Raw genomic sequence first — 23,293 nt, forward strand, 5'->3', positions numbered from 1 at the left:
CTACTGGCTCAGCGGCACGCCCCGTGCCCCCTCCCGCCGGTCGCTCCGCTCAGTCGATCACCGCGGCCCGCACGCACAGCACATCCGGCAGATGCGCCGCCAACTGCCGCCAGCTGTCGCCCTCGTCGGCGCTCGCGAACAGTTCCCCGTTGCGGTTGCCGAAGTAGACACCGGCGGGGTCGGCGTCGTCCGTGCACAGCGCGTCCCGCAGCACGGGCCCGTAGTGCGCGGCCTCGGGCAGCCCCTCGCCCAGCTCCTGCCAGCTCGCGCCCGCGTCCTCGGTGCGGTGCACGTGACAGCGGTGCCCGGCCGGCACGCGGTCGTCGTCCCCGTTGAGCGGGAAGATGTACGCGACACCTCCGCGCCGCGGGTGCGTGGCAACGGGGAAGCCGAAGTCGGAGGGCAGGTCGTCACCGATGGATGTCCAGCTCGTGGCGTTGTCGTCCGTACGGAAGACGCCCCAGTGGTTCTGGAGATACAGCCGGTCGGGGTTCTCAGCGTCCCGCGCGATCTTGTGCACGCACTGTGAGTAGTCCGGATACCGCTGCTCCTCCGGAAGGAAGACGGCGGAGACCCCGCGGTTGCAGGGCTCCCAGCTCTTGCCGCCGTCCTGGGTACGGTAGGCGCCGCCCGTGGAGACGGCGATCGTCACGGCCCGTGCGTCCCGCGGGTCGACCAGAATCGTGTGCAGGCCCAGACCGCCGCCGCCCGGCGCCCACTCGCGGCGCGTGGGGTGCTCCCACAGGGAGCGCACCAGCTCGAAGGACTCCCCGCCGTCCTCCGACCTGAAGAGCCCACCGGGCTCCGTCCCCGCGTACAGCACCCCCGGCTCGCCCTCGCCGCCCGGCTGGAGCTGCCACACACGCTCCAGCGAAGTCCCGGTGCCCTCCGGGTACTTGATCGGCGGACGCTTGGGCTCGGTCCAGGTCACGCCCAGGTCGTCGGAGTGGAAGACGGAGGGGCCCCAGTGCGCGCTGTCGCCTCCGGCCAGCAGCCGTGGTGTGCCGGGGCCGCGCCTGTCGATGGCGACGGAGTAGATGGCCTGGTCGTTGAAGTGCGGTCCTGTGAACTCCCAGTCGGCGGTGCGCCGTTGCCCGGCGCTCTGCCGTGCGAGGAACAGGCCCTTTCTCGTACCTACCGCGAGCAGTACGTCCGCCATGTCGGAACCCGCTTTCGAGACGTCGTTGTCCGAGTGGGCAACAGTGTGCACCGCCCCACTGACAATGGCCCGAGCACCGGGGTTTCCGCGCAGGTCAGGCGGGGAGTCGGGCCGCCGAGAGCAGTCCTTCCCAGTCCGGGATCTTCACCGTTCCGCGTTCCAGGCTGCGGCCCAGCTCCGCCTCGGCCGACTCGATGCCCAGCCACCCCGGCCACGCCACCGGTACCCGCCCCGCAGCGCGCAGCGCCTCCAGTGGGTCGTCCGGCAGGGGGCCGCGCGCCTCCAGCAGCGCCCCGGCGTCGGCCAGCAGCGAGCCCACCGTCTCCTTGGCGCAGGGCCGGTTGGTGCCGATGACCCCGGTGGGGCCGCGCTTGATCCAGCCGGCCACGTACTCACCCGGTGAGGGCGCCCCCTCGCGCAGCACCCGGCCCGCCGCGTGGGGCACGGTGCCGCTGCGCTCGTCGAACGGCAGCCCGGCGAGCGGGACTCCGTGGTAGCCGACCGAGCGCAGCACGAGCTGCGCCTCGATGTCCTCGTACCGTCCCGTGCCCGTGACGCCGCCGCCCCCGTCGGGCGCCGTCCGCTCGAAACGGACCGCGCGCACCCCGCCCGTACCGTCGTCCAGGATCTCCGAAGGGCGCAGGAAGAACCGCAGTTGGATGCCGCGCGCGTCCCGTGGCTCCTCCTGTGGCTCTTCCCGACGTGACTCCGCGTCCCCGTCCGCCGCGCTCTCGGCCCAGTCGCGCAGTACGGTCACGTTGCGGCGTACGGCCGTTGGCAGGCTCGCCGGGTCCTCGCAGCCCGGGTCGAGCGCCAGCTCGTCCGTGCGTACGGACACCCCGACGCCCGGCAGCGTGCCCAGCTCGCGCAGTTCCTTGGTGGTGAACTTCGCCTGCGAGGGCCCCCGTCGGCCCACCATGGAGACCTCGCTGACCGTGCTGCGCTCCAGGCTGTCCAGGGCGCCCTGCGGGATGTCGGTGTGCCGCAGCTCCTCGACGCCGCGCACCAGTACCCGGGCCACGTCCACCGCGACATTGCCCACGCCGATGACGACGGCCGAGCGCGCGCCGAGTGCGAACTCGCCGCCCGCGGCGTCCGGATGGGCGCTGTACCAGGAGACGAAGTCGGTCGCCGAGTAGCTGCCGCGCAGCTCCTCGCCGGGAATGCCGAGCCTGCGGTCGGTCGCGGCGCCGACGCAGTAGACGACGGCGTGGTACATGCCGAGCAGTTCGTCCGGACGGATGCCGCCCGGGCCCACCTCCACGTTGCCGAGGAAGCGGATCCGGGGGTGCTCCAGGACCGTACGGAGGCTGTTCTGCAGGGACTTGATCTTCTCGTGGTCCGGTGCGACGCCGTAGCGGACGAGCCCGTACGGGCACGGCAGCCGGTCGAGGACGTCCACCGTGATCGCGGGCGTGGCGCCCTCGTCCTTGACCAGGCCCTGAGCGGCGTAGACCCCGCTGGGCCCGGCGCCGACGACCGCGACACGGAGCGGGGACGGTGGTGGGGGATCGGCTGGCACAGGAGTGCTCCTTCCCGGCGGGGTTCCAGGATCGCACCCGAGCGCGGGGGAGGGGAGGGCCGCGGCGCACGTGTACGCGGGTGCGCGGGACCTGCCGTGGGGCGGGTGCGCTGTTGGAGGGGGCCGTTCCGCCCACCCGTGCGTGCCGTACGGGCTCCCGGGACGGCAGGGGACTACGGTGCCGGCGTGTCGGAAAGTTCCTCTCATTCCTCTCACTCTCCGGATCACCCGTACCGGCCGAACGGTTCGGTCGCGGTGTGGCCCATGTGGGAACTCCAGGGATACGGCACGGCCACACCGGGCCCCGCCGTCCGGGACGTCCACGAGTACGAGACCGAGCACCCGTCCGACCCCCTCGGGTACGGGCCCGGCATCCCGGAGCGGGCGCCCGATCTGCTGCCGCCCTGGTTCAACGTACGGCTGACGTTCGCCGACGGTTCGCACATCGACGTGCTGGCGGCCGTCGTCGAAGGCCAGATCCGGATCGAGGACATGCGCGCCGACCCGCCGCTGCCGCTCCAGGGCTTCGCCGCCCTGGCGGCCTGGATCAGCGAGCCGCTGGAGGACGCGTGCCGCGTCGTCTTCCAGCAGCACGAGGCGGGCTGCACGGGCCAGGTGGCGGGCCCGCGCTCGTTCCGCGCCGTCGAGCCCGGAACCGAACCCGAACCCGAGCCGGAACCGGCGCCGGAGGAACCGGCCAAGCACCGCGCACGCGCCACCTGGCCGCGTGGTCTGGAGGGGCGGCGGGTCGCGGCTGCGGCGTACCGCGCGGCGCAGGAGCAGGGCGACGACCCGGTGCTCGCGGTCATGTGCGCCACGGGGCACAGCAGGCGCAAGTCCCTGCGCATCATCGCCGCTGCCCGCGACGAGGGCTTCCTGGCGCCGCGTCACGTACGCAGGTGAGAGCTGACCCGGTCCCGCCCGTCCTCAGCGTCTCAGCGCCGTCAGCCGAGCTTCCGCATCCGTTTGATCTCGGCCCGCTGCTGCGCCATCACGTCCGTGGCCATCTCCTCGACCCGTACGTCGTTGCCGCCCTTCATCAGCTCAACGGCCATGGTGATGGCGCCCTCATGGTGCGTGGTCATCAGCGTGAGGAACAGGAGGTCGAACGCCGTGCCCTTGGCGGCGCGCAACTTCGCGAGCTGCGCCTCGGTCGCCATGCCCGGCATCCCCGCGTGGCCGCCGTCACCGCCCCCGGCGCCGTGATCCCCGTGCTCCCCGCTGCCGTCGCCCTTGCCGCCGTGATCCCCGTGGCCGCTGCCGTGGTCCCCGTGGCCGCCGCTCTTCCCGCCGTCCTCGGGAGCGTTCTTCGCCGAGCGGTTCTGCTTGAGCCAGCCGCGCATGGCCTTGATCTCTGGGCCCTGTGAAGCGCCGATCCGGGATGCCAGCTTGCGTACGCTGTCGCTGCCCGCGCGCTGGGGGGCCAGGTCCGTCATGACCACGGCCTGCTGGTGATGCGCGATCATCATCGTGGCGTACCGGAAGTCGGCCGCGTTCGCCTTGGTGTCGCCGCCCGCCTTCTCGCGGGCCTTCTCCGGCGACAGCGTCTCCGCCTCCTCGCCCGGCTTCCCTGGTGCGACGACCCCCTGCCCCCTGTCGGCACGCTTCTCCTCGGCCCCGCTCTCGCACGCGGTGAGCGCGGGCAGGCCCACCAACGCCAGGGCGAGTGCCACGGCGCCCAGACCGTAACGGGCACGGCGGGCGCTGCGAGGGCCACGTGGGGCGTGCCGGGTGCCGTGACGAAGGGCGTCGTGCCGTTGGGCGCCTTGACGGGCTCTGTGACGGTCGGTCACACGGTCCTCCTGGTGGGGAAGGGACGGGAGTCTCGGAAGCGCTGCTCCGTGGGTGACGCACGGACACGTGACGGGTGGAAACAGCCGATGACAGGACTGTTTCCCTCTATTGAGATGTACATGCTGCGGGTCATACTGCCGGAATCCGCGACCGTTCCACCACGAAGGGGAGCGGACGGATTCAAGGGAGGTAGCAGTGACCTCGATCCACAGACCCACCCCGCCCCGCATGCGGCGGGGCGCAGCGGCTGCGGTGGCGCTCGGCCTGCTGGCCGCGCTCTTCTCCGCGGGACCCGCGGCGGCCGTCCCCGACCCGGGGGACGTACCGAAGGCGCCCAAGAAGGTGTCAGAGCGGGACCGGGCCCAGACCGAGGAGGCGATCCGTAAGGGAGAGATCCCCGGCCAGGACGAGATCGTGCACAGCTCCAACATCTCGCACCTGACGAACCTGCCCAAGGGTGCGCTCCAGGGCACCAATTCGGACCTCGCCTTCCAGGGCAAGTACGCGTTCGCAGGCAACTACGACGGGTTCACGGTCTACGACGTCAGCAGGCCGAAGACTCCCAAGGTCGTCAGCCAGGTGCTCTGCCCCGGCTCGCAGAACGACATATCGGTGTCGGGGAACCTGCTGTTCCTGTCCACCGACTCCTCGCGCAGCGACGACTCCTGCCAGAGCACCAGGGCGCCCGCCACGGAGAAGGGCTCCTGGGAGGGCATGAAGATCTTCGACATCAGCAACAAGCACAAGCCGAAGTACGTCTCCGCCGTCGAGACGGCCTGCGGCTCGCACACCCACACCCTCGTGCCCGACCGCAAGAACGTCTACGTTTACGTGTCCTCGTACTCACCCGACGCGACGTTCCCCGACTGCCAGCCGCCGCACGACGGGATCTCCATCGTCAAGGTGCCGCGCGCCAAGCCGCAGAAGGCCGGGGTCATCGACTTCCCTGTCCTGTTCCCGGACGGCGGTTTCCCCGGTGACCCCGACAAGCCGAACGCCAGTGAGACCACCGGATGTCACGACATCACCGCGTACCCCAAGCTGAAGCTGGCCGCGGGTGCCTGCATGGGTGACGGAATACTGATGGACGTTCGGAACCCGGAGAAGCCCCGGGTGATCGACCGCGTGGAGGACACCGAGAACTTCGCCTTCTGGCACTCGGCGACCTTCAACCGGCGCGGCGACAAGGTCATCTTCACCGACGAGCTGGGTGGCGGCGGCGCCCCCACCTGCAACGCGGAGACGGGCGACCAGAAGGGCGCCGACGGGATCTACGACATCACCGGCAAGGGCGACAAGCGCAAGATGGAGTTCAAGAGCTACTTCAAGATCCCGCGCCACCAGGCCGACACCGAGAACTGCGTCGCCCACAACGGTTCGCTCATTCCCGCCAAAGGCCGCGACATCATGGTCCAGGCGTGGTATCAGGGCGGCATCTCCGTATGGGACTTCACCAACTCGAAGAAGCCCCGCGAGATCGGCTACTTCGAGCGCGGCCCCATATCCGAGACCTCCCTCGTCGGAGGCGGCTCCTGGTCCGCGTACTACTACAACGGACACATCTACTCCAACGACATGGCCAAGGGGTTCGACGTCCTGCGCATCGACGACCGGCGCACCGACAGCGCCAAGCGCGTACGGATGGGCGAACTCAACGCCCAGACACAGCCGGACTACCGCTGACCGTCCAGGCGCTGCCTGACCACCACTGAGCGTTCCAGCGCTTCCTGACTACCGCTGGTCCGGCAGGCCGTGCGGCTCCGGGGTACTTTCCGGGCCGCACGGCCGCCGCGCGACGGGCACCCGCGGCGGACCCGGCGTCCTCTCACCGGGCGCTGCCGTGCCGCACGGCGGCACTCCCAGCTCCCACTCCAGGTCGTACCGCGCGAAGAGTTCGGCGCGCAGGCTCTCCACCGGCAGCGGGGCACCTGGCAGCAGCACCGCCACCACGGCGCCCATCAACTGGGCGCGCAGCAGTCGGTAGTCGGTCTCCGCGTCGGCCGAGCCGTACCGGCACACCGTGTCGTGCAGCAGCGCAGCCAGCCGTTGCTGCTCGTCGCACTGCACGAAGCCCTCCTGCTGGAGGATGCCGGCCATGTGCGCGCGCATCAGCACAGGTTGGTCGCGGGCCAGCCCCAGGATGGCGTCGATGGCGCGGGCCAGCATCTCCCGCCCCCCGCACGGGCCTTCGGGCACCGCGCCTCTCCCCAGCGCCTCGGCCAGCGTCAGATGCATCAGGCGGTGGACGGCCGACTGGAAGAGCTGGCGCTTGCCCGTGAAGTAGTACGAGATCAGCCCGCGGGCCGACCCCGCCCGGTCGGCGATGTCCCCGAGCGTGGTCGCCTCGTAGCCGCGCTCGGCGACCAGCTCGACGGTCGCGTGAAGCAGGCGTTCGCGCGAGCGGCGGCGCAACTCTTCATTGACCGATGCGCTCCGGGGGGACATGCTGTAACTCCTGCGTTGACTGGCTGGCAGCCAATATACTCAGCACGACTTCGGGCGCCCGCTCCCACACCGTGGACCGGTGCCCGGTGCAGCGGCCGATATCGGGGCGACGCGGGGGATCGCCCCGGTATCGGCAAGGCCACGCCCCGGCGACGACCGCCGTTGAGCCCCGACTCTAAGGGACGCGGCCCCGCCCCGCTCCTCCCGTGCGGACCTCAACCTCGCCCCGCACCCGGCCTCGTGCCCCGCCTCACGCATCGCTCGGCACATCCTCGCGGCACCCGGCGCCGGCCAGTACGGGCAGCAGTCCGTCGGGTCGTTCGTCAACGGGCAGGTGGCGTACCAGGTGCACCGCGCAGCCCAACTCCCGTGCGCCCGCGTCGGCGTGCGCGTCGTCGCCCACCATGAGCGTGTCCCGCGGATCGCTGTCCATGGCCTCGCAGGCGGCGCGGAAGAGGCGCGGGTCCGGCTTCTGCACGCCGTGCTCGAACGACAGCGCGTACGCCGTGACGTAGGCGTCCAGCCCGTGCGCGCGGAAGACGGGCCGCAGGTCCCAGCCGATGTTGCTCACGACCGCCACTGGAATCCCGCGCCCGTGCAGTGCCGCCAGCACCCGCTCCGTGTCCGGGTACGGCTGCCACGCTTCGGGGAGCATGTGGCGCTCGTACAGCGCCTCGTGCAACTCGGGCCGGGGAAGCGGCACTTGGCGCGAGAGGCCGAGGTAGGCCGCGCGGTGTTCCCGCGCGCTGCGATCCCGCGTGGACCACAGCGCACGCAGCTCCGGCGGCACCTCGCGCGGTGCGGGGCCGCCCGGCAGCGCCCCGGCGTCCCGCAGGCGCACTGCGCAGAGTTCGAATTCCGTAGGGGTGAGGGAGATTCGGGCGTCCGCGAGCACATGACCCAGCCAGCGTTCGACCGGTTCGACCCGCAGCAGAGTGCCCGAGAAGTCGAACATGACGGCTTTTGCCGTCCTGGTGCGCTCCTCCGGTCCCTTCATGATCACGAGTATGCCAGGCGCGTTCGCGGAGGCGGCACCCCGGGGCACCCAACCCGTCGGCCAGGCCGGGCGGTTGGGGTTACGTTGGGTGAGCACATCAGGCGAACCGGAGGGCAGGGAAACAGATGGCGGGCAGCGCGGACATGGCGCCAAGAGAGATCGACAGCTCGGTGCCGCACTCGGCGCGGATCTGGAACTACTGGCTCGGCGGAAAGGACTTCTACGACGTCGACCGGCAGGTCGGCGACGGCATCGCGAGGACCAACCCCGGGATCGTGACGACCGCGAGGGCGCAGCGTGCCTTCCTGTGCCGCGCGGTGCGCCACCTCGCGGGGGACAACGGCATCCGGCAGTTCCTCGACATCGGCACAGGGCTGCCGACCGTGGACAACACGCACGAGGTGGCCCAGCGCGTCGCGCCCGACTCCCGCATCGTCTACGTCGATCACGACCCCCTGGTGCTCACCCACGCGCGTGCCCTGCTGACCAGCACGCCCGAGGGCGTCACCCAGTACATCGACGCCGACCTGCGGGACCCCGACGCCATCGTGCAAGGCGCGGCACGCACCCTCGACTTCGACCGCCCCGTCGCGCTCATGCTGCTCGGGATCGTCGCGCACATCACCGACGACAGCGCGTACGGCGTCGTCGGACAGCTCATGGACGCGCTGCCCTCCGGCAGTTACCTCGTCTTCAGCGACTCCACCGAGGTCGTCAACCCCGAGGCGGTGCGCGACATGGTCCGCCAGTGGAACCGCACCAGCGACAACCCCCGCGTCAACCGCACCCGCCAGCAGATCGAGCGGTTCTTCGAGGGCCTGGAGATTCTGGAGCCCGGACTGGTCTCCGTCTCCCGCTGGCGCCCCGAGGCCCTGCCCTTCGGCCTGCCCGACGAGGTCGACAACGTGGGAGCCGTCGCCTACAAGCCGTGAGACCCCGCGACGCCCGGGCCCCGCACCACAGGCCCGGGCAGCAGTTCCCCGCGACGGCCTGAGGCGCGCGCCACGGCGAGCGAGGCCAACCCCAGTGCGGTCCCGAGCAGGACGCCGGCGACCGTGTCCGTCAGCCAGTGCACCCCGAGCCATACGCGGGTGAAGGCGACCCCCGCGACGGACACGCAGGCGAACCCGAGCGCACACCTCCACAGCACGGCGCCCACGGCGCCGCCCCTGCCCCGCAGCAGCCACAGCAGCAGCACGCACCCCAGCGCCGCCGTCATCGCGTGCCCCGAGGGCATCGCGGCGAAGTCGGCGGAGTCGACCGGCTCCTTCCAGCGCGGGCGCTCCCTGCCCAGCAGCGCCTTCAGGCCCTGCTGAACCCCCGTACCCACCAGGGCGGTTCCCGCGGTCCACAGCGCGAGCAGCCGCTCACCGCGCCACACCAGCCATACGACGGCGAGCGCGAGCAGCAGCCGGAACGTCCACGGGTCCCACACCCAGTCGGTGAGGACGCGGTGCGTATGGGTCCAGCCCGGGTGGGCCAGCGCGGGGGAGTGCAGTCCCGTCGCCACGCCTCTGTCGAGCGCGAGCAGGGGACGCCATTCGAGCGCTGTCAGTGCGATCACAAGGACGGCGAGGCCGCCGAGAGCCGCCGCCGCGCGTACGCACCACCCGCCGGGCGGAGTTGGACCATGCATACGCCGATCATCACCCGCGACACCCGTACGGGCACAAGTCCCGGGCGCTTCCCGCCCGTAACAGGCGCTTCCGGTCGTGAACCACCCTGCCGCTGATGGCCGAGCAGCCGCCCCGTCGCGGGGTCAGCGGACGCACGCTCGGTGGGGGTTGCGCTGCCGCTGTTCCAGGCCGAGTTCGTCCCGGCTGTAGTGGTGGGCGCCGGTGGTGGTCAGGCCCTTGGGCGCGCCGGGCAGGTACCAGAAGCCGCCGTAGCGTCCGTGCGGTCCGGTGAAGGGTGCGGCGGCCAGGACGTCGTCGTGCCCGTCGTGGTCGGCGTCGAGGACGCGCAGGCTCTCGGCGAAGCGGTCGCGCGCGTCGGAGCCGGGCTCGGCGACCTTGCCGGGGAGGCCCTTGGTGTCCATGTCGAGGGTCTGCAGGTGGGCCATGGTGGCGGTGGTGCCCTGGGCGGTCAGACGGGTCAGCTGGAGGTGGCCGCGCTGGTCGGCGGAGCCGTAGTGGACGGTGGATACCGTGTTGCGCGCTGAGCCGCCGGTGACGTGTGCGGGCAGCAAGGGGCTGCCGACGGTGTCGGATCCGGTGACACTGAGACGGGCCATGCCGGGGCGTAGGCCGCCGTGGCCGCCGCGCAGGTAGCTGCGCTGACGCAGGTCGCCCTGGCCGGGCGGGAGTATGTCCGGGTACCCGTCGCCGTCGAGGTCTGCTCCGGCGCGGATGTCGGTGCCGCGGTCGCCCGCCGCCTTGCTCAGCCGCTCGCTCAGGTCGCTGTCCTCCACCAGGCCCCTGTGCGGGGTACCGCGGAAGAACTGCACGGAGTCGTCGTCCGACCCGGCTTCCTCGTCGGAGCGGTGGCCCACCAACAGGTCGCTGCGGCCGTCGCGGTCGAAGTCCGCTGCCATGGGAGAGGCGGTGGCATGCGGCCCCGAGACCGATGTGTCGTTCTCGACGCGGCGCACGGCGCGGGGTTTCCCGGCGGCGGAGAACGGGCCGAACACGATACTCCCGCCGCCGTAGAGGTCGGGGCTGCCATCGCCGTCGAAGTCGCCGACGGTGTTGGCGTTGAACGGGTTCTTGGGGTCGTCACCGGGGACGCTGAGCGTGCGCGGCGTCGCGGACAGCCCGTCCTCGCCCCCGTGGAAGACGACCGTACGGCCGCCCCGCTCCTGGTTGTCCTGGGTGCTGGGGACCGGCACGTACTGGTGCAGGACCAGGTCGGTACGGCCGTCGCGGTCCAGGTCGGCGGTGAGGGGCGAGCTGAAGCCCTCCTCCAGGAAGCCGCCCTTGTCCCTGCGGCCACTGCCCGCGACCAACGGCTTGCCCGCGAGGCGCATGCCGTCTGGGCTGCCACGGAAGACGGCGACGGGACCGTAGACCCAGTCCAGATCGGCGCCGGCGCTGCCGGTCACCACCATGGCGGCGTCCTGGAATCCGTCGCCGTCGAAGTCCGGCCTCCCGAGGGCGCCGGACTTGCGCTTCGGGGCGGCCTGACGGTGGTCGTCGTCACCGGAAGAGGCGTCCCCTCCCGGGCCGCAGGCCGCCGCGAGGAAAGCCAGGACGCTGATCAGAACCGCCGCTCGCCGGTATCGCATCCGAGCAAGCTAGCTGCTGGACCCCGATGACCATAAGGGGGTTGTGGCGGTGGCAAGTCCCGTGCGGCTCAGGCGAGTTGATTCGCCCACGCCCACGCACCCGCCGCCCACACGCCCGCCGCCCATGCCTACGCCCACGCGTGGTCAGCTCAGTGCGGAGAGGCCCGGCGCGAAGGCGACGAGCACCGGGACGATCGGGACCAGCGAGGCAACGGCCGTCATCCGCAGCCTGCGGCCGACAGGCAGCCGGGGTGTGGGGGTGAGCAGGCGGTGCACGCGCTGCGGCACCATCGCCAGGGGGGTGGGGCAGGGGCCGAACACGCCCCGGTCCTCGTTGAGTTCGACCAGCGCGAGCGCGATCGTCAGGCGGCCGTACCGGCGTGAGGCGGCATCGTCGGCCGCCAGCTCGACCAGGCGGTGCACCTGGTCGCGGAAGCCGGCGAAGACCGGGACACGCGAGAAACCCGTGGCGAGCGCGGCCGAGCAGTGCAGCAACCAGTCGTGGCGCGCGCGTGCGTGGCCCTGCTCGTGCTCCAGCACCGCGTCGAGCTGGCGGCCCTTGAGGCGGCGCAGCGCTGCCGTGGTGATGACGAGCTGCGGCGCCGAGCCCGGAAGCCACCAGGCGTCCGGCTTCTCGCCCTCCAGCACGACCAGGCGCTCCTCGGGCAGGGCTTCCTCGCCCGGGAGTTGAGGCGCCCGCTGACGCAGGTCGGCCCGGCGCGAGCGGCGCCTGGCGCGCGCGTCGCGGATCTCGCGCAGCAGCATGGCACCTGTCCACGCGCCGCCGCACGCGAGGAGCAGGGACAGCGCCCCGGCCCAGGGCGCGTTGGCGCCGGGGCCGTACGCCTCGACGACGCCGCGCGGTGCCCCGGCGAAGACATGGCTGCGTACGACCTCGAAGGCGGCTGCGCCCGAGAGCGCCATGGCGAACAGGCAGCACAGCAGTACGGCACCGACCACGCACTGCCATACCCACAGCGCGAGCACCGGTTCGCGGTCCGGCCACGAACAGCGGGTGAGGACACGCGGCGCGAGGCCCGCGGCGAGCAGGGCGAGCGCCATCAGCGCGAGCGGGACCGTCATGCGCCCCAGCCTAGAAGGCCCCATGGACGCGGTGACATGCCTTCTTGCGCAAGAGTGAGATGCCTCACTGTGCGGGGCGCGTCTGCCGTGGGCCCGACGGAACGGGGACCGGAAGACCTCGACCACGGAGCGGGAAGGAGCGGCAGGAGGGTTGTTCAGAGCGTCAGCAGCATCGTGAACATGGCCGTGCTCATCGCGAGCCGGCAGCCGGCGGTCACACCGGGCTGGTGGATGACGGCGCACGCTGGACCGAAAGCGACGCCGGCACCGGCACCCGCCGTGGCAGGGGCGCCGGCCGGTGAAGGGATCAGCTGGGCGCCGTTCCACAGCGCGTACCCGGCGAAGTACACGAGCAGCGCGCCCGTCAGTACGGGGATGCCTCCCGTGCCCGTCCCGTGCGCCGCCGGCCCGGCCGCGCCGCCCGTACCGGCGAAGGCGGCGGCCATGGCGAGCGACATGTAGGCCATCGCCAGGGCGCCTGTCACGTGGTGGAGATGGACGCACGGCCGTGCTCCGCGCCGTCCGTCGCGTCGCCACCGCAGGAGCAGCAGGCCCAGTTCGCGGGCGAGCAGCGCGGTGAAGAGCGCGGCGAAGGCGGCGGCCGTGACGGCGGGGGGCAGGGGCTGCCAGGTCCATACGGAGGGCACCGCCATGGCGGCCATACCGAAGCCCATCAGGGCCTCACCGCCCGCGTCCTCCCGTCGCGCCCCGTCCGTGCCCTTCGCGCGCAGTACGCAGTAAGCGCCCGTCAGCGCGCAGAGCGCGACCAACAGCCAGCCGACCGTGGCAGGGCCGTGCATCGCCCACCTCCCCGCTCGTCTCCGAGGGGAGGATGCCCGCCCCCGCATTCGCACACGGGAGCGCATGGGCGCAACGGGGGGAGCGTTCCGCTGCACGGCGGAGGCACTCGCTCCGCTGTGCTCTCAGGCCGCTGAACGCAACATCCGCTCGGCGTCAGCCAGAAGTGACCGCGAGGCACGCACGCCCCGTGCCCTCGGCCCCGGCCGGCTGTGCTCTCAGGTCCCGGCCGGGACCTGCTGACCGCCGGCGCCGGGTTCGGCGCCGGACGCGTGCGCCGCGGATGCGGAGGCGGCGGTCTCGCGGCGTACGCGGTATGTGCGCAGCCTGGCCGTGCACCAGATGCCCAGCGCCGAGACGGCCATCAGCATCGTGGCGGCGGGCCAGTAGGAGCCGTGCGCGAAGGCGGTCAGTGAGATCGCCGCCATGGGCGCGAGACCACCGAAGATCATGTTGCAGATCTGGTAGGAGAGGGAGATGCCGGTGTACCGCACACGGGGTGCGAAGCCCTCCGCGATGATGGCGGCGACCGGCCCGTAGAGCGCCGACATCGCAAAGCGCGTGGCCAGCATCGTCAGGTAGATCAGCAGCACGTTCCCGGTACCAAGGGCCAGGAACTGTGGTACGGCCAGCACGATGACGCCTGCCAGCCCGAAGATGACGACTCTGTGGGCGCCGAGCCGGTCGGCGAGCCACGCCAGGCCGGGTGTGACCAGGAGTTCGAGGAGCGCGGCCAGGGTCAGCCCGTCCAGCAGCATCGACTCGGACAGCCGCAGCTGGTCCGTACCGTAGGACAGCAGATAGGTGGTCACCATGTAGTAGCCGCCGGTGGCGGTCGCCAGCGCGAAGATGCCGACGAGCACGGTGCGCCAGGAGGTCTGGAACACCTCGACGACCGGCAGCCGTTCCTTGCCGCCGCCCTCCCGTACCGCCGCGCCGTCCGACTTCCGCTCGGCGCGCACCTGTTCCATCACGGGGGACTCCTCCAGCTTGAGCCGGACGAAGAGGCCGACGCCCACGAGCACGGCCGACGCGAGGAACGGAACGCGCCAGCCCCACTCCTGGAACGCGTCACCGCCGAAGAGGTGCATGAGGGAGAAGGCGCCGGTCGACAGGAGCGCGCCGACGGACGAGCCGAGCTGCGCGAACGAACCGAAGAACGCCGACCTGCCCTTGGGGGCGTTCTCCACCGCGACCAGTACGGCGCCGCCCCACTCGCCGCCGATGGCGATGCCCTGGATCAGACGCAGCAGGACCAGCAGGGCAGGTGCCCACGCGCCGATCTGTGCGTACGTCGGCAGCAGACCGATGGCGAAGGAGGCGACGCCCATCATCAACAGGGTGATGACCAGGGTGTTCTTGCGTCCGACCTTGTCCCCCATGTGCCCGAAGACGATGCCGCCCAGCGGCCTGAGCAGAAAGCCGACGGCGAAGGTGGCGAACGCCGACAGCGTCTTGAGCAGCGGCGGCATGTCCGGCGGGAAGAAGACGTCGTCGAAGACGAGCGCCGCCGCTGTGGCGAAGGCGTAGAAGTCGTACCACTCGATCGAGGTGCCGGCGAGGGCGGCGAAGGCGGCCCTGAAGGGGTTGTTGGGCTGCTTCTTGGTGGTGCGGTCCGGCATGGGGACCTCCGGCTGGGCGTCGGGATGAGGGGGCGGGGCGGGACGCCGCGGGGTACGCGCGGCGGGTTCAGCGGCCGGGAGCCGCCCAGACGCGGGCGCCGCCGATCCAGGTCTCGCGTACGCCGATCGAGGCGAGCCGTGCGGGCTCCGTCTCCAGCGGGTCGGCGTCGAGCACCACGAAGTCGGCCAGCGTGCCCGGTGCGAGGGTGCCGACGGAGCGTTCGCGGTGGAGCGCGCGTGCCGCGTCGGCCGTGTGGGCGCGCAGCCCGTCGGCCACGGGCAAGCGCAGCGAGGCATCGCCGAGCACCGTGCCCAGCACGGTGGTGCGTTCGGCCGCTGCTGATACGGCCTCCAGCGGCGCGGGGGGCGCGACGGGTGCGTCCGAGCTGAGGACGACCGGCACCCCGGCCGCGCGTGCGAGCCCCGCCGGGTTGTAGCGGTGCCCCAGCTCGCCCACCGCCGTGAGGGTGCCGTCGCCGGTGCGCAGATGGTGCTGCGGCTGCATCACGGGTACGACGTCCAACTCGGCCATGAGCGCGATCTGTTCGTCGGTGGGCAGGCCGCAGTGTTCGATGCGGTGCCGTATGCCGGCCCTGGGTACCTCGGCCGCCGCCTTTCCGGCTGCTTCGAGGACCATGCCGATGGCGTGCGGTGACTGCGCGTGCGTCGCGGTCTGCAGGCCGGCGGCGTGTGCGCGCGCGAACAGTCCGGCGTACTCCTCGGCCGAGTGGTAGAGCTGGCCGTGGTGGCAGCAGTCTGCCGCGTAGCCGTCGGGGAAGTACGCGGTCCAGCCGCCGAGTGTCCCGTCGGCGTAGAACTTCACGCCCTGCACCCGGAAGCGGTCGTCACCGAAGCCGCGTACGACGCCCAGTTCCAGGGCCGTGTCCAGCAGCGCCGAGGTGAGGTAGGCGGAGACCCGCATCCGCAGCGACCCGTCGGCCCGCGCGCGCAGATAGGTCTCCATCTCCCGGCGCGAGACCTGCGCGTCACCCACGGTGGTGACGCCCGCCGCCAGGAACCTCTCCTGCGCGGCGGCCAGATGGCCGGCCAGGATGTCGCCGGGCTCGGACAGGTGGAAGTTGGGCCCGTGGTTGCCGATCTTCACCCCGTCGCTCCCCGTCAGCCGGTCGCAGGCGGCGTCCCACAGCTGCCCGTCGGGCTCACCCGAGGCGGCGCGTCCGATGCTGCCGCCCTCCGGGTCGGGAGTGCCGGCCGTGATGCCGTAGCTGAGCAGGGTGTGGGAGTTGACGACTCCGCCGTGCCCGGAGGCGTTCATGACGTAGACCTCGCGGTCGGTCGCCACCCGGTCCAGGTCGTGGCGCGTGGGGTGGCGCCGCTCGGCCAGGCGGCGGTGCTCGTACCCGAAGCCGCGCACCGGTGTTCCCGGCGGGAGCGAGCCTGCAGCCTCGGTGAGGACGCGGACCAGCGTCCCGATGTCCGGTACCTGCTCGGGGCGGCAGTCCACCCAGGCCAGCGCCTGCCCGTACATCAGCGGGTGGCAGTGCGCGTCGACGAAGCCGGGGTGGACGAGGCCGCCGTCCAGGGCCAGTTCGCGATCGACGCGGCCGAGCGCGGCGCGCGCCTCCCGCGCTGTGCCGACGTGCACGACGCGGTCGCCGCGCACGGCCAGCGCCTCGGACCGGCCACCGCCCGCGCCCGAGGCGACGGGCGCACCTGTGACCAGCAGGGTGCGGTCGGGACTTTCGCCGGGTACGGCGGGGTGGGGAGCAGGGAGCTGCATGGGGTGGTTCCGCTTTCGCCTGGGGAACACCGCGAGCGGCGGAGGGCACGCTCGTACGGCTGAATCATTCGCCAGGACGATATGGAGTGTTCGATGGATCTGCCAAGGGGTTGGGCGGGAAACTTTTAGGAAGTTGCGTTGCTGTGGTGCCTACGTATCCTCTGCCCAAGGCAGGAAGGGGCGGTCACGTAGCCGGTACCGGCGCTTGTTCCGGGCCTCCTCGGGCGCTGTCAGCGGTCAGGTGCGTTCCCGGCGGACCGGGCGGCCGGGGTGTCGGCACGGATGTCGTACTCCGCGCGCGCGTCGTATTCGGCGCGCGCTTCGTCGATGTCCGCCAGGTGCTCGGTGGTCCACCGCAGAAGGGGCGTGGTGGCTTCGTAGAGCGTCCTGCCCATCGGGGTGAGTTCGTAGGTGACATGGGGCGGCATGACGTTGTGCACGGTGCGGGTCAGGAGGCCGTCCCGTTCCAGGCCGCGCAGGGTGACGGTGAGCATGCGCTGGCTGATCCCGTCGACGGCGCGCTTGAGTTCGGTGAAACGGCGCGGCCCATGGTCGAGATGGCACACGACCAGAAGCGACCACTTGTCCCCGACCAGGCCGAGGACGACACGGGCCCGGCCCGCGCCCTGCCGCACCGCAGGCGGTTCGCCGTTTGTCGCGGTCATCGTTACCTCCAGGGAACCGGGGCACCGGAAAGTGCCTTATTGATCGGGATGCGGCGGGTGCGCCACGATGATCTCGGTTCTCGAAGAGTACCGAGGCAGGAAAGAGAACCGCCCTCATCTGTCCCGTTGTCCCACCACAGGAGCCTTGTATGCGCGCGATCCACGTCACCAACCTCAAAGGTCCCGCCTCGATAGAGGTGGTCGAGGCCGACGAGCCGACCGCGGGTGCCGAGTCGGTCGTCATCGACGTGCACGTCGCCGGCGTGGCGTTTCCCGAAGTCCTGCAGAGCCGCGGCGCGTACCACGTGCAGCGGGCCCTGCCCTTCATCCCGGGCACCGAGGTTGCAGGGACCGTCAGGTCGGCTCCCTCGGGCAGCGGCTTGACGGCCGGGCAGCGGGTCGCCGCGTTCCCCGGGATCGGCGGATACGCCGAGCAGGTGGCCGCGCGGCCGGAGGTGGTCTTCCCGCTCCCCGACAACGTGTCCTTCCCGGCGGGTGCCGCGCTGCCGATGAACTACCTGACCGTGCACTTCGGCCTGGTGCGCCGGGGGCGGCTGAAGCCCGGCGAAACGGTCTTGGTGCACGGGGCCGCCGGTGGCGTCGGCACCGCCGGGGTGCAACTGGCCGCCGCACTCGGCGCCAGGGTGATCGCGGTCGTGTCGGAGCCCGACAAGGCCGCTACGGCGAAGGCCGCCGGCGCCGACGAGGTCGTCCTGGCTGATTCCTTCGAGGACGAGGTGCGCAAGCTGACCGGGGACAGGGGCGTTGACCTCGTGGTGGACCCGGTCGGAGGCGACCGGTTCGCCGGCTCGCTGCGCAGCCTCGCCCACGAGGGACGTCTTCTGGTCATCGGTTTCACCGGTGGTGACATTCCCCAGGTCAGGGTCGACACTCTGCTGTTCCGCAACCTCGATGTCTCCGGTGTCGGCTGGGGTGCGTTCCGGGCGGAGCAGCCTTCCTATCCGCAGGAGCAGTGGGCCGAGCTACTGCCTCTCCTGCGGGCCGGCAAGCTCCAGCCCGTGCTCGGGCGGCGCTTCCCGCTGGAGCAGGCGTCGCAGGCCCTGCTGGAACTCGATCAGCGCCGCGCGCGGGGGAAGGTGCTGCTGGACGTCCGGTGACCGTGCCCCGCCCGATCGCGGCCGAGTGGTCATGGCCGAGTGGTCATGGCCGTGAGGCCGCGGCCGTGCGGTCGCGGGGGCGTGGTGCCCGGGTCGCGGGTTTCCGGCGGAGTCAGGCCGAAGTCCCCAGGTCGTAGCGCTCCTTGACCAGCTCCATGTGCAGCCAGCTCTCCGCCCCTGTCACGCCCTCGCATCCCCGCATCGCCTCCAGCGTCGCCAGGACGGCGGGCAGCGACTCGGCCGTGATCGTGCCGACCAGGTCGGCACGGCCCACGCAGGCGGACAGGAACGAGACCCGCTCCCACTCCGCCAGCCGCTCGGCGACGGGCTCCTTCGGCCCGTTGAGGCGCAGCGCGAAGCCGCACAGATGCCCGAGTCCCAGCAACTCGGGCCGTACGAGCGCCAGTACCTTCGCCACGCCCCCGTCCAGCAGGCGCAGGGTCCTGGCACGGGTGGCACCGGCCGACAGGCCGATCCGCTCGGCCAGCTCGGCGAACGGCAGCCGCCCGTCGTGCTCCAGCTCGTCGAGGATCCGCTCGTCCACCTCGTCCGAGACCTCGGCCGTCGGTGCGTCGGGAAGCAGATACGGGTCCTTCACCTGCCGCGTGCTGATCAGCGCGTTCACGGTGCTCACCCCGGCCAGCCGTCTGATCCGCTCGATGGCGGCGTCCAGTTGGGCCAGCCCTTCGGTGCGCAGCTCCGCGCTCACGGGGCACCGCCCTGCCGTCAGCGTCACGAACGGTGCCTCCGGCATCGCCGCCACGGCCCGCGCGACGGGCACGGCCTCGCCGCGGGTGCCGATCGACAGATGCGCCGAGGCGGACAGGCCGCGCACGGAGGGATGCACAATGGCGACCACGCGCACGGCGCCCGACTCCAGCAGCCGCTGGGCGCGCGCACGGGTGGCGGGCCTGGAGAGGCCGACCCGTTGGGCCAGGGTCTCGTAGGTGAGGCGGCCGTCCTGCTGCAGCTCGCGGACGACGGTCAGGTCGGTGTGGTCCATGTCCACCTGGGCTGGTCCTCTCGGTCGTGTGCGCAGTCATTCTCAGCTACGGGCCCCGCGCGGCGACGGGCCGGGGTGAGCCGCGTCACCGCGCGGGCAGGCCGCACCCCGTGGACAAGTGCGACCGCTGAATCGTAGGTTGACCGGGTTGCTGGCGGACGAATCATCTGAGGGGGAGCGGTGGCCAAGCCCGTAGTCGCGTTCACCGACGTGGACGACCTCGACCCGGAGCCCGGCGTACGGCTGCTGGCCGACGCCGGATTCGAGGTGCGGGTCGTGCGGAGCCGTGACCCGGACGTCATCGCCGCCTCGGCCGCCGGGGCCGTCGCGCTGGTCGTCGGTTACGCGCGGATCGACGCGAAGCTGCTCGACAGGCTGCCGTCCCTGCGGATCCTGGCGACCATGTCCGCCGGGTACGACATGGTGGACACCGCGGCGGCATGCGAACGCGGCCTGTGGGTGACCCATCTGCCCGACTCGGCGACCGAGGACGTGGCCGCACACGCGCTGGCATCGGCGCTCGCGCTCGTACGAGGTCTCGCGCACGCCGACGCCGCGGTCCGCTCGGGCGGCTGGAGCGCCGACTTCCGTGAACTCCCGCGCAGAACGGGAGAGTTGACGCTCGGCCTCGTCGGCATGGGCAGGATCGCCCGGGTGCTCGCACGGTACGCCGCGCCCCTGTTCGGCCGCGTCGCCGCGCACGACCCCCGCGCATCCGCTTCCGGGTGGCCCGAAGGTGTGGACAGGCTCGGCCTCGACGCCCTGCTCGAATCCTCCGATGTGCTCTCCCTGCACTGCCCGCTCACCGAGGACACGCACGGCCTGGTGGACGGCGCGCTGCTGTCCCGTATGCGCCCCGGCTCCTGGCTGGTGAACGTGTCACGCGGTGAACTGGTCGAGCCGCACGCCCTGTTGGACGCGCTCGACAGCGGCAGGCTCTCCGGCGCCGCACTGGATGTCTTCCCCGTCGAGCCCCCGGAAGCGCGCGATCCGCTGCGCACCCACCCCCGCCTGCTGCTCTCCCCGCACAGCGCCTTCCGTTCCGGCGCCTCGCTGCGCGCCTACGCGGTCAAGCCGGCGGAGAACATCCTCGCGTGGCACCGTACGGGCGCGCCCCTCACCCCCGTCGTCACTCCCGCACCGGGAGCCCGAGCCGAAGGAGCCACTCTGTGACCGACGTACTCAGCACCCCGGCACACCAGGAGACCACCACGCACGCGGGGGAGGAGGCCCGGCTGCGCCGCGAACTGGCCGCTGTCTACCGGCTGGTGGCGCACTACCGCATGACGGACCTGATCTTCACCCATATCTCGATGCGGCTGCCCGGGCCCGAGCACCACTTCCTCATCAACCCGTACGGGCTGCTCTTCGAGGAGATCACCGCATCGAACCTGGTGAAGATCGACCTGGACGGCAACCCCGTCGGACACACGGAACACCCCGTCAACCCGGCCGGGTTCGTGATCCACAGCGCCATCCATGCGGCACGCCCTGACGCGCACTGCGTGCTGCACACCCACACCAAGGCGGGCTGCGCCGTCGCCGCGCAGAAGGACGGGCTGCTGCCGCTGAACCAGATGTCGATGGAGTTCCACCACCGCGTCGGTTACCACGACTACGAGGGGGTGGCCCTCGACCTCGACGAACAGCGCCGCCTCGTCGCCGACATGGGCAGCCACCCGGCGCTCATCCTGCGCAACCACGGCCTGCTGACGGTCGGCTCCACGGCCGCGCAAGCCTTCCTGCGGATGTACTACCTCGACAAGGCGTGCGAGATACAGATCTCGGCACAGGCGGGCGGCACCGCACTCGTCCTGCCCGACGAGGAGGTCTGCGAGCACACCGCGCGCCAGCTCGCGGGGGAGAGCGACGGCGGCGACTTCCAGGACGACATGGGCTACGACCTCGCCTGGTCCGCGATGCTCCGCCTCCTGGACCGCGTCGCGCCCGACTACAAGGACTGAGACGGGAGCCCGACTACAAGGACTGAGACGGGAGCCCGACTACAAGGACTGAGACGGGAGGGGGCTGCAAGGTCCGAGACGGAGAGAGGACTGATCCGCCCGCATGGACCGGCCGGACGGACAAGGACCGGCGCCCGGACCGCGAGGACTGCGGCCGGTCAGATTCCCGGGCGGTAGCGCAGCGGGTGGTCGGGCGGGGTCTCCACCAGGACGATCCGGTGCCCGTCCGGGTCCGCGATCCACATCTCCACCAGCCCCCACGGCTCCTTCACCGGGGGCCGCAGCACCTCGACGCCCGCCGCTGACAGCTCCTCGTACGCCGCAGCGGCGTCGGCGACCTGGAGCCAGAGCTGGAGGGTGGGGGTCGGCTGCTCCTCGGAGCGCCCCGAGACCTCCAGGAAACCGCCTCCCAGGAAGTAGACCGTGCCCCGCTCGGGCCCCGTCCCGAACTCGCGGGAGATCTCCAGCCCCAGCTCCTCGCCGTAGAACGCCCGCGACCTGTCGGGGTCGCGGGGCCGCAGCAGCACCCTGCTGCTCAGTACATGCACCATGCCTCCGCACCCTAGTGGCGACCGGCCGGTTAGGCTCGGCGATCATGAGTAACACAGTGCAGCAGCGACACCACGAGCCCCTCACGTTCCGTAGCGCGGTCGAGGACGACGTCCCCGCGCTGACCGTGCTCGTCGAGTCCGCCTACCGGGGCGACGCCAGCCGGGCGGGCTGGACAACGGAGGCCGACCTGCTGGAGGGCCAGCGGACCGACCCGGACGGGATCGAGGCCGTCGTCACGGACGCCGCCAGCATCATGCTCGTGGTCGAGCGCGACGACGAGCTGATCGCCTGCTGCCAGCTCGAACACCGGGGCGAGGAAGCCTACTTCGGGATGTTCGCGGTCCGCCCGCTCCTCCAGGGCGGCGGCCTCGGCCGCGCCGTGCTGGAGGAGGCGGAGCGGAGGGTACGCGCCGAGTGGGGCGTGCGGCGCATGGTGATGCAGGTCATCAGGCAGCGCGACGAGCTGATCGCCTGGTACGAGCGGCGCGGCTACATGCGCACGGGCGAGCTGAGCCCCTTCCCGTACGGCGACGAGCGCTTCGGCCTGCCCCAGCGCGACGACCTCGCCTTCGAACTGCTGGCCAAGCCACTGAGCTGACGGCCACGGAGCTGACGGCCGCCGGGCAAGCCGCCGGGCCGAGCTGACCGCCGCACATCGATCCGCGGAGCTGCCCGCCGGAACAGCGAACAGCCGTGCCGACCGCCGCATCGAGCGCGGAGCTGCCCGCCGCGCATCAAGCAGCCGAGCTGACCGCCCGCTTGATGTGCGGCAGGTCGGTCACCACGCCGTCGAGGTTCAGCTCGCGTGCGCGCGCCAGTTCCTCGTCCGTGTTGACCGTCCAGCTGATGACCTGGATACCGGCGGCGTGCCCGCGCTTCACGATCCCGGCGTCGAGGTGCTCCAGCTCCAGCGAGATCATTCCGGCGCCCAGCTCCTCGGCGCGCTCGGGCGCCGTCGGCGAGGAGCGCCCCGCGACCAGGACGATCGGGATGCCGGGCAGGTGCTCACGGGTCTCGCGCAGCGCGTCGGCGTGGAACGAGATCACGGTGACGCGGTCGTGCAGCCCGCGGCTTTCGATCGTCCGGGCCAGCACGCGGGCCGCGGCGGTGTCCTTGATCTCGGCCTGGAGCGGGCTGCCGACCGCGTCCACGACCTCGTCGAAGACCGGCACCCGCTCGCCCTCGCCCGCGTCCAGTTCGCGCAGTTCGGCCAGGGTGAACCCGGAGATGGGGCCGCTGCCGTCGGTCGTGCGCTTCACGTCGGCGTCGTGCATCACCACCAGTTCGCCGTCCTTGCTCAGATGCAGGTCCAGCTCGATGACGTCGAGCCCTTCACGTTCGGCGCGTACGAAGGAGCGGAGGGTGTTCTCGGGCTCGACACCCATCACTCCGCGGTGTCCGACGGTGAGCATGGCCACGGGTCGCTCTCGCTTTCGTGCGGTGACATTCGTGCGGCGGCAGCGGTGACAGACGGCCCGGACCGGTGGCCCGCCGCGCGCCCGCAAGACTAACGGCCACGGCGGATGCCGGGCGTACCCCTTGCCTTCTGACTCCCTGACTACTAGTCATATGCCGAATCGGAGTATCTCCGTACCGAGCAAGGGCGA

General features: G+C 71.7%; 22 protein-coding genes. 7 read left to right on the top strand and 15 right to left on the bottom strand.

Features of this window, described 5'->3' with window-relative positions:
• Positions 1–49 precede the first annotated feature (49 nt).
• Together NMN56_RS35990 and NMN56_RS35995 are read right to left on the bottom strand one after the other, a co-directional pair.
• Complete coding sequence (locus NMN56_RS35990; RefSeq protein WP_274042654.1) at positions 50–1,159, bottom strand: WD40/YVTN/BNR-like repeat-containing protein; 1,110 nt, start codon at positions 1,157–1,159, stop codon at positions 50–52.
• A gap of 94 nt (positions 1,160–1,253) precedes the next feature.
• The gene (locus NMN56_RS35995) at positions 1,254–2,888 is read right to left on the bottom strand and encodes an FAD-dependent oxidoreductase (RefSeq protein ID WP_430542800.1); all 1,635 of its coding nucleotides are present in this window, start codon (positions 2,886–2,888) and stop codon (positions 1,254–1,256) included.
• A gap of 57 nt (positions 2,889–2,945) precedes the next feature.
• Between NMN56_RS35995 and NMN56_RS36000 the strand changes: the two genes are divergently transcribed.
• Positions 2,946–3,584: a DUF6214 family protein gene (locus NMN56_RS36000; RefSeq protein ID WP_274042541.1), complete on the top strand. Its 639-nt coding sequence runs from the start codon at positions 2,946–2,948 to the stop codon at positions 3,582–3,584.
• Positions 3,585–3,625: 41 nt separating this feature from the next.
• On the opposite strand, the gene NMN56_RS36005 is transcribed toward NMN56_RS36000, so the two are convergent.
• A complete protein-coding gene (locus tag NMN56_RS36005; RefSeq protein ID WP_430542801.1) occupies positions 3,626–4,354 on the bottom strand; it encodes a DUF305 domain-containing protein in 729 nt (242 codons plus the stop codon).
• A 349-nt stretch (positions 4,355–4,703) separates the two neighbouring features.
• Here NMN56_RS36005 and NMN56_RS36010 point away from each other — a divergent pair, with 349 nt between their 5' ends.
• The gene (locus NMN56_RS36010; protein ID WP_274042656.1) at positions 4,704–6,158 is read left to right on the top strand and encodes an LVIVD repeat-containing protein; all 1,455 of its coding nucleotides are present in this window, start codon (positions 4,704–4,706) and stop codon (positions 6,156–6,158) included.
• A 48-nt stretch (positions 6,159–6,206) separates the two neighbouring features.
• On the opposite strand, the gene NMN56_RS36015 is transcribed toward NMN56_RS36010, so the two are convergent.
• The gene (locus NMN56_RS36015) at positions 6,207–6,920 is read right to left on the bottom strand and encodes a TetR/AcrR family transcriptional regulator (protein ID WP_274042542.1); all 714 of its coding nucleotides are present in this window, start codon (positions 6,918–6,920) and stop codon (positions 6,207–6,209) included.
• Positions 6,921–7,170: 250 nt separating this feature from the next.
• Positions 7,171–7,917, bottom strand: coding sequence for an HAD family hydrolase (locus NMN56_RS36020; protein WP_274042543.1), 747 nt, complete (start codon positions 7,915–7,917; stop codon positions 7,171–7,173).
• A gap of 125 nt (positions 7,918–8,042) precedes the next feature.
• On the opposite strand from NMN56_RS36020, the gene NMN56_RS36025 reads away from it, so the two are divergent.
• Positions 8,043–8,849 (top strand): SAM-dependent methyltransferase, encoded by an 807-nt coding sequence (locus NMN56_RS36025; protein WP_274042544.1) that lies wholly within the window; start codon positions 8,043–8,045, stop codon positions 8,847–8,849.
• Here the strand turns inward: NMN56_RS36025 and NMN56_RS36030 are convergent.
• The 7 genes from NMN56_RS36030 to NMN56_RS36060 all read right to left on the bottom strand — a co-directional run bounded on the left by NMN56_RS36030 (position 8,837) and on the right by NMN56_RS36060 (position 17,049).
• Positions 8,837–9,553, bottom strand: a complete 717-nt coding sequence (locus tag NMN56_RS36030) for a phosphatase PAP2 family protein (RefSeq protein ID WP_274042545.1) — start codon at positions 9,551–9,553, stop codon at positions 8,837–8,839. The genes NMN56_RS36025 and NMN56_RS36030 overlap by 13 nt on opposite strands.
• A gap of 123 nt (positions 9,554–9,676) precedes the next feature.
• Positions 9,677–11,140 (bottom strand): FG-GAP repeat domain-containing protein, encoded by a 1,464-nt coding sequence (locus NMN56_RS36035; RefSeq protein WP_274042546.1) that lies wholly within the window; start codon positions 11,138–11,140, stop codon positions 9,677–9,679.
• Positions 11,141–11,284: 144 nt separating this feature from the next.
• Positions 11,285–12,223 (bottom strand): M56 family metallopeptidase, encoded by a 939-nt coding sequence (locus NMN56_RS36040; RefSeq protein WP_274042547.1) that lies wholly within the window; start codon positions 12,221–12,223, stop codon positions 11,285–11,287.
• Positions 12,224–12,378: 155 nt separating this feature from the next.
• Entirely contained in the window at positions 12,379–13,023 is a 645-nt protein-coding gene (locus NMN56_RS36045) for a DUF5134 domain-containing protein (protein ID WP_274042548.1), read from the bottom strand.
• A 216-nt stretch (positions 13,024–13,239) separates the two neighbouring features.
• Complete coding sequence (locus tag NMN56_RS36050) at positions 13,240–14,643, bottom strand: MFS transporter (RefSeq protein ID WP_274042549.1); 1,404 nt, start codon at positions 14,641–14,643, stop codon at positions 13,240–13,242.
• Positions 14,644–14,710: 67 nt separating this feature from the next.
• Complete coding sequence (locus NMN56_RS36055) at positions 14,711–16,384, bottom strand: amidohydrolase (protein ID WP_274042550.1); 1,674 nt, start codon at positions 16,382–16,384, stop codon at positions 14,711–14,713.
• A 230-nt stretch (positions 16,385–16,614) separates the two neighbouring features.
• Positions 16,615–17,049, bottom strand: a complete 435-nt coding sequence (locus tag NMN56_RS36060) for a winged helix-turn-helix transcriptional regulator (RefSeq protein WP_274042551.1) — start codon at positions 17,047–17,049, stop codon at positions 16,615–16,617.
• A 149-nt stretch (positions 17,050–17,198) separates the two neighbouring features.
• On the opposite strand from NMN56_RS36060, the gene NMN56_RS36065 reads away from it, so the two are divergent.
• Entirely contained in the window at positions 17,199–18,167 is a 969-nt protein-coding gene (locus tag NMN56_RS36065; RefSeq protein ID WP_274042552.1) for an NADPH:quinone oxidoreductase family protein, read from the top strand.
• Positions 18,168–18,279: 112 nt separating this feature from the next.
• Here the strand turns inward: NMN56_RS36065 and NMN56_RS36070 are convergent, their stop codons facing one another.
• Positions 18,280–19,170 carry an Lrp/AsnC family transcriptional regulator gene (locus NMN56_RS36070; protein WP_274042657.1) on the bottom strand — a complete coding sequence of 297 codons (891 nt, stop codon included), beginning with the start codon at positions 19,168–19,170 and terminating at the stop codon, positions 18,280–18,282.
• Positions 19,171–19,350: 180 nt separating this feature from the next.
• Between NMN56_RS36070 and NMN56_RS36075 the strand changes: the two genes are divergently transcribed.
• The gene (locus NMN56_RS36075; RefSeq protein ID WP_274042553.1) at positions 19,351–20,343 is read left to right on the top strand and encodes a C-terminal binding protein; all 993 of its coding nucleotides are present in this window, start codon (positions 19,351–19,353) and stop codon (positions 20,341–20,343) included.
• Positions 20,340–21,134, top strand: a complete 795-nt coding sequence (locus NMN56_RS36080; protein WP_274042554.1) for a class II aldolase/adducin family protein — start codon at positions 20,340–20,342, stop codon at positions 21,132–21,134. Before NMN56_RS36075 ends, NMN56_RS36080 begins: the two co-directional genes overlap by 4 nt.
• A gap of 158 nt (positions 21,135–21,292) precedes the next feature.
• Here NMN56_RS36080 and NMN56_RS36085 read toward each other — a convergent pair whose 3' ends face one another.
• Entirely contained in the window at positions 21,293–21,685 is a 393-nt protein-coding gene (locus NMN56_RS36085) for a VOC family protein (protein ID WP_274042555.1), read from the bottom strand.
• Between the two features lie 44 nt (positions 21,686–21,729).
• Here NMN56_RS36085 and NMN56_RS36090 point away from each other — a divergent pair, with 44 nt between their 5' ends.
• Positions 21,730–22,284 (top strand): GNAT family N-acetyltransferase, encoded by a 555-nt coding sequence (locus NMN56_RS36090; RefSeq protein WP_274042556.1) that lies wholly within the window; start codon positions 21,730–21,732, stop codon positions 22,282–22,284.
• Between the two features lie 136 nt (positions 22,285–22,420).
• Here the strand turns inward: NMN56_RS36090 and NMN56_RS36095 are convergent, their stop codons facing one another.
• Complete coding sequence (locus NMN56_RS36095) at positions 22,421–23,104, bottom strand: glycerophosphodiester phosphodiesterase (protein ID WP_274042557.1); 684 nt, start codon at positions 23,102–23,104, stop codon at positions 22,421–22,423.
• Between the last annotated feature and the right edge of the window lie 189 nt (positions 23,105–23,293).

The sequence above is a fragment of the Streptomyces iconiensis genome, assembly GCF_028657195.3.
Classification (GTDB): Bacteria; Actinomycetota; Actinomycetes; order Streptomycetales; family Streptomycetaceae; genus Streptomyces; species Streptomyces iconiensis.